We start from the raw sequence: 6591 nt of genomic DNA, 5'->3' as shown, positions 1-6591 counted from the left end.
GGCGTGTGTCGAACGCCGGGGGGCGTGGGCGGGCGTGTCGAGGGGCCGCCCGCGTGGCCCTGCCGCCGCGCGAGCGGTCCCCCGCCCCAGCGGTCAGGCCCCGTACGCGGCGGCGAGGTCCGCCTTGGTCGCCTCGGCCTGGGCACGGATGGCGTCGACGACGTGCGGGGTGAGCCGCTGCCCGCTGAAGTGCTGGGTCATCCGGTCGAGCACGGTGTGGGCCTGTTCGAGGTCTCCCTGTCGGGCCTCGGCGCGGGCCAGGCGGCACATCACCATGGTGAGCGTGATGTTGTCCAGTCCCTTGCCCTGGACGGACGCGTCGACCACGGGGGCGAGTTGCTGGATGCCCTCCTTGGTGTCGGCGGGGCGCACGGTCAGCCGCCGTCCGGCGCCGAGGCTCTTGAAGTCGCGCTCGGCGTTCAGGCCCTTGACCATGCGGGCGTAGACGGAGAGGGGGTGCTTGGCGTGGCGCTCGACGACCTCCTGGAGCGCGTCGTTGCCCGCCCGCAGGGCGGGCGAGTCGGAGCCCAGGAGCGCCAGCAGCGTGCCCTGTTCCTCGCCCATCATCAGTTCCGCGACGTGTTCGTCGGTGCGGGACTGCGGGTGCCGGACGGTCAGGCGCAGGGCGGGCGAGACGACGCGCGAGCCGTCGGAGGCGAGGTAGACGGCGCGCAGCGTGTAGCGGCCGGGCTGCTGGAAGTAGTGCCCGTCGCGCCCGTAGCCGATGTAGGCGCTGGTGTAGACCGCGGGCCGGGAGGTGTCCAGGCGCACGGTGAGGTCCTCGTCCACGCAGCGGCGCATCAGGGGCCGGAAGACGACCGTACGGCCGGAGGGCTGCCGGATGGCGATGCTGACGAGGTCGTTGTTGGGGTGCAGGAAGGCGTGCGTGGTGCGGCCGCGCAGATCGGTGGTGCGGAGCTTGAGCTCGACGACGACCGGCTCCCCGAACTCGTGGGCCGGCTTGGCACGCAGCTCCAGCCGCAGCCCGGACTCGTCGGCGATCGGCTCCTCGAACAGTTCCGGAGCGATGTCCCGGGCCCCGGCGCCGAACGCGCCGGCCCCCATGACCACGTCCCGGTAGAACCCGTGCCGCAGGTGCGCGAGTTCGTCGTCGGTGAACCGGAACGGGAAGTTCGCCCAGTAGGCCGCGTCACCGGAGGGCGCGCCCCCGCCGGGGTTGTACTTGTGGGGGTAGTTCATCCAGGAGAGGTCGCCGAACCCCTGGTTGGGGCCGAGGGGCGCGGGGGGCTCGGAGAGGTTCTTCTGCCACGAGTGCATCAGGTTGAAGGCATGGCCCAGTTCATGGACGTACGTCCGCAGCTGGGAGCGCTGGGCGTCGGGGTCCGTGCCCTTGATGGCGTCGTAGAAGACGGCGCAGCCCTGGCGCTGGAAGGTGTCGTGGTAGTCGAACATGATGCCGCGGACGCCGGGGTTGCCCTCGTAGGCGCCGGCGACGAGCAGCCAGACCTTCCACTGCGGCAGGTCCTTCCAGAGGCTGAAGTTGTCGCACATCGCGCCGTGCAGTTCGCCGTCCGTCCAGCCGTCGGCGTTCTCGGCGAGCACATTGGGGGTGCCCGCCGACATCAGCTCCAGCCCCGCGTCGGCGTAGGCGGCGGGCACGGTGAGCGTGCGGGCCGGGGTGCCGGGCGGCAGGGGCAGCGAGCCGGTGTCGTAGGAGACGAAGGGCACCTTGCCGACGACGGAGTCCTGTTCCCACTGCACCGTACGGAAGTAGGGCGACACGAAGGGGCAGAGGTAGCTCGCGCCGGGGCGGCGGGGGGCGTCGAGGAACTGCACGGTGGCCGCGGCGCGCGGCCCCTCCCCCGGGACGAGGGGGATGACGACCCGCACCACGGGGTAGCGCGCCGCCCAGCCGAACTCGCCCTCGCCGGTGACGACCACGTGGTCCGGGGTGCGGGTGACGGCGACGGCGTGGACGACGAAGGAGCCGAAGTAGCCGGTGGTGGCGCCGCTGGTGGCGAAGACGTCGCCGCTGAGCTTGTGCAGCGGGCGGCTGCCGTCGATGTCGACGCGCAGCTCGAGTTCGAAGCCCGCCCCGGCGCCGCGGTAGCGGCCGTGGACGGGGGTGGGGGCAGCCGCGGCGGGCCCGGTCGGCGCGGTGGCGTCCGCGGCCGCCACCGCGGCGCCCGTGGGGGCCGTGCCGGTCTCGGTGCGGGGCCCTTCGTGCCGCTCTCCCGCTCCCGGGGCGGTCCGCGCTCCGGGGACGGTGATGTCGGTCGCCGACGGCATGGTGGCCCACGCCATCGCCGAGGGACCGGCGGCGGCCGTGGGGTCGTCAGCACGTATGGACATGGTGGCGGGTACTCCGATCACATGAATGCGTCATTCAGCGATGGCGCGCTCGGTGGCGAGAGGCGCCGCCGGATACCTGGCCGGCCAGGAGGACATCGCGCAGGAGAAAACTCGCAGTGTTCGCGAGGTCGTGTCAATGCGCGGTTGTGCTGATTTGTTCACACGGGCGGCGGGGCGCGCGCGGCGGAGTCCTCCGTCCCGCCGCGGAGGGCCGCGCTCCGGTGCCGAGGGGCGTTTCCGCCGGTCGCGGCGGTCCCACGGGCCGCTGCCCCCTCACAGGGAACGCCGGTGCGGGCGGGGCTGGAAGCCCCACTCGGCGGTGGTGAGCGGTGGGCGGCTCAGCGGCGGCCGGCCGGGGCCGCGGACCACGCCCGTGAGCACCGCGGGGCGGAGCAGTCCGCCGGGCGGCGCGGAGAGCGTCATGACGTCGAACAGGGCGCGGGCGACGGTGGGTCGGCCGGTCGCGGCGAGCACCAGCCGGTCGAGATAGCGCCGGGCGGCCCGGGCCGTCAGGGGCGGCCGGTCGCCGACGGCCCCGGGGTAGCGGATGTCCTGACCGCTGGCCAGGTTCCAGGGGGTGCGCACGGCGCGGCCCACCGCCCGCTGCACCCGCCGGCCCAGGGCGGGATCGTCGAGCCCCCCGCGGCGCAGCGCCTCCCGCAGCGCCGCCGCCCCGCGGGCCGCCACGGTCAGGCCGTGGCCGTAGACGGGGTTGCAGTCCGCCACCGCGTCGCCGAGCACCACGAACCCCCGGGGCCAGCGGGCGAGGCGCTCGAAGGCCGTTCTGCGGTCGGCCGTGCCCGGGGTGATCTGGACGTCGGTGAGCGGACGGGCCTGTTCCATCAGATCGGCCACCACGGGGTGCGGGAGCCGCCGGGCGAAGGCGGCGAACCCCTCGGCGTCCCGCGGCGGATGGCCGCCCCGGGTGCCGTGCAGGGTGACCAGCCACTGGTGGTGCTCGATGGGGACCAGGGTCGCGCCCCGACCCGGCTCGGGGCGGCCGGCGTCGGGGTGCACATGGACGACGGGGAAGTTCTCGGTGCCGGCGGGCGCCCGGAACACCCGCGTGGCGTGCGCCAGTCCGGGGTCGACCGTCTCCTCCCGCGCGGCCGGCAGCCCGAGGGCCGTCAGCCATCGCGCGGCCCGGGACGCGTGTCCTGTGGCGTCGACCACCAGATCGGCCGCCAGCTCGCGCGGCGCGCCGGTGGTGCGGTCCCGTACGCGGACCCCCGTGACGCGCCGGGCGTCGCCGAGCAGCCCCTCGGCCATGGTGCCGTCGAGGACGGTGATCTGCGGGCGGGCGAGCGCCTCGTCGCGCAGGACGGCGTCCAGCAGATCGCGGCTGCACGCGATGGTGAACTGCATCTCGGGCCACCGGCGGAGCCAGCCCTGGGGGCAGAGCGTCACCAGTCCTGTGGGCAGGGAGACCCGCCGGGCCCCCGCGCTGAGCCAGCGCTCGACCGTGCCCGGCAGCAGGGCCTCGACAGTTCTGGCGCCGCCCGCCCACAGCAGATGGGCGTGGCGGGCCTGGGGCAGTCCGGGCCGGGGCGCGGGGGTCCCGGCGGTCGGCAGCCGGTCCCGCTCGACGACGGTGACCTCGTCGGCGTGGTCCGCGAGCACGGCGGCGGCCAGGGTTCCGGCGAACCCGGCGCCGAGGACGACGGCCCTACGGGGCCGTGGCGCGCTGCCGGAGGGATGCATCGGTGGTACCACGGCGGGCGCTCCTCACGGCTCGGCGGCGCGAGATCCGATCAAGGGTGACACGGCGGGTCCGGGGTGGCGCAACGGCGCCCGCGGGCCGGGAGGGCGCCGGTGGAAGCCTCGGTACGTCGGCCGGCCCCCCGGTGGGCCGCCGCCGGGTGGCCCCCGTACGGCCTCCGGGCGGTCTCCTTGCGGGCCCCCGGGCGGTCTCCTTGCGGGCCCCCGTGCGGTCTCCTTGCGGTCTCCGGGCGGTTTCCCGGCGGACCGTCAGGAGGACGGCAGGTGCAGCCAGGTCGACTCGCCGGGCGGCACGGTGACCTCGTGGTCGGCGAGCGCGAAGGTGACGGGCAGCTCCGACGACGTGGGGACGGTCACCTGCACCCGCCCGGCCCGCATCCGCACGCCGATGCCCCAGTGCCCCCGATACCGCAGGGAGAAACCGAACTCCGACAGTTCCGGCAGCGGCACCGGGTCCAGCCAGATGGCGCCCGCCCGGGTCTCCAGGCCGGTGAGCCCGCGCTGCACCAGGTCCAGGGTCCCGGCCATGGCGCCCAGGTGGATGCCCTCGGCCGTGGTGCCGCCCTGGATGTCGGCCACGTCGGCGGCCAGCGCCTCCTGGCAGAAGCGCCAGGCCTCGGCCCGGCGGACCCGGGCGAGGACCCAGCCGTGCACCAGCCCGCTGAGGGTGGAGCCGTGGCTGGTCCGGTGCAGGTAGTAGTCCACCGTCCGGTGCCAGGTCTCGTCGTCCAGGGCGTAGCCGAGCCGGTCGAAGAGGCCGGCGAGCTCGGTGGGCGAGAAGAGATAGCCGAGCATCAGCACATCGGCCTGCTTGCACACCTGGTAGCAGTTGACCGAGTCGTCCTCGGCCTCCAGGATGCGGTCCAGCCTGCGGATGTCCCCGTAGCGGGCGCGGTAGCGCTCCCAGTCCAGCTCCGCGAGTTCGCCGAAGCCGTCGAACTGGCTGATCACGCCCTGGTGGAAGGGGACCCGCAGCCGCCGGGAGACCTCGTCCATGTGGGCGAGTTCCTCGTCGAGCAGCCCGGCGCGTTCGAAGAGCTCCACCCGCCGCGGCTCGGGCAGGTCCCGCACCACGTCCAGGGCCCGCGCGAGCACCCAGGCGGCCGTGACGTTCGTATAGGCGTTGTCGTCGAGCCCCGGGGTCTCCGCGTCCGGGTACGCCTCGTGGTACTCGTCCGGGCCCACCACGCCGCGGATGCTGTAGCGGCCGTGCGCCGCGTCGTACACCGCCGAGTCCGCCCAGAACCGGGCGATCTGGAGCAGCATCTCCGCGCCCTGGGTGTGCAGGAACTCCGTGTCGCCGCTCGCCTCGCAGTACTGCCAGACGTTGTACGCCACGGCCGACCCCACGTGGTGCTGGAGCCGCGAGTGGTCGGGCATCCAGCGGCCGGAGCGCGGGTTGAGGTGCAGTTGCTGCGTCTCCTCGCGCCCGTCGCTGCCGCTCTGCCAGGGGTACATGGCGCCGGAGCGCCCCACGTCGGCGGCGGCGCGGCAGGCCTGCGGCAGCCGCCGGTGGCGGTAGGTCAGCAGGGCCCGGGAGACCTCGGGGAAGTGCAGGTTGAGGTAGGGCAGCACGAACAGCTCGTCCCAGAAGACGTGCCCCCGGTACGCCTCGCCGTGCAGCCCCCGGGCGGGCACCCCCACGTCCAGTTCCGCGGTGTGCGGCGAGAGCGTCTGGAGCACGTGGAAGAGGTGGAACCGCAGAATGAGCCCGGCCTCGCCCGGCACATCCAGTTCCGCCCGCCGCCACAGCAGTTCCCACGCCGTACGGTGCGTGGCGAGCACCCGGTCGAAGGTGGGGGCGCGGGTCACATGGTCGCAGGCGGCCTGGAGCGGATCGCTGGTGGCGGCGTCCAGGGAGGTGTACAGGGCGACGGTCTTGTCGACGACCACGGGGCGGCCGGGCGCGATCGGCACGGTGAGGACGTGGACGGCGCGGGGCGCGGCCGGGCGGATCTCGGAGCGGACGTCGGCGGCTCCGGGGGCGACGGCGGCGGAGCCGTAGGCGTGGGACGTCCTGGAGCCGAGGCGGCCCGTCCGGGGGCCGGGGGCGCCGGTCCCGGCGCCGGGTGCGGTGTCGCCGTGGTGGGCCACCGTGCGGGCGGCCATGCCGATCCTGACCTCGGAGGTCCTGGTGCGACAGCCCAGCCATACGGTGTCCGGCTCGCGGCCGCCGACCCGGACCCGCGTCAGATGGCGCCCGTCGAGGTCCCTGTAGCGCGCGACGCCGCTGTTGGTCACGTCACCGTCGAGGGCGGACTCCACTTCCAGCTCCCCGGACCAGCCCTCCGCGGTGAACTCGGTGCGCAGGGCGGCGAGATGCGGGTCCCCCATGTGCACCAGGCGGTGCTGTTCGACGCGGAGAGTCCTGCCGTCGGGGAGGCGGTAGCGGGTGCGGCGGCGGAGGGTGCCGCCGAGCAGATCGAGGGTCAGGCGGTGATCGAGGATTTCGTGGGTGTCGGGGTGGAGCCAGGGGGAGGGCTCGTCGGTGGCGGTGAGGGTGGCGGTCGTCAGGGCGCCGGGGGTCGCCATGGCCCCGGCGGCTGCCGGGGCCATGGC

Annotated in this window: 3 protein-coding genes; all 3 read right to left on the bottom strand. The window is 74.7% G+C overall.

What is annotated here, in order from left to right; translation table 11 throughout:
* Positions 1 to 93 precede the first annotated feature (93 nt).
* On the bottom strand, positions 94 to 2313 hold the full coding sequence (locus ACSNOD_RS26770) for a hypothetical protein (protein ID WP_436769633.1): 2220 nt from the start codon (positions 2311 to 2313) through the stop codon (positions 94 to 96).
* A gap of 273 nt (positions 2314 to 2586) precedes the next feature.
* The gene (locus tag ACSNOD_RS26765) at positions 2587 to 4014 is read right to left on the bottom strand and encodes an NAD(P)/FAD-dependent oxidoreductase (RefSeq protein ID WP_436769634.1); all 1428 of its coding nucleotides are present in this window, start codon (positions 4012 to 4014) and stop codon (positions 2587 to 2589) included.
* A 267-nt stretch (positions 4015 to 4281) separates the two neighbouring features.
* Positions 4282 to 6591, bottom strand: a 2310-nt coding sequence (locus ACSNOD_RS26760) for a glycoside hydrolase family 65 protein (RefSeq protein ID WP_436769632.1), incomplete at its 5' end; no start/stop codon positions are given.

This window comes from Streptomyces sp. URMC 123 (genome assembly GCF_051386515.1).
In the GTDB taxonomy this organism is placed as follows: domain Bacteria; phylum Actinomycetota; class Actinomycetes; order Streptomycetales; family Streptomycetaceae; genus Streptomyces.
This window is presented reverse-complemented; position numbering and strand designations above follow the sequence as displayed.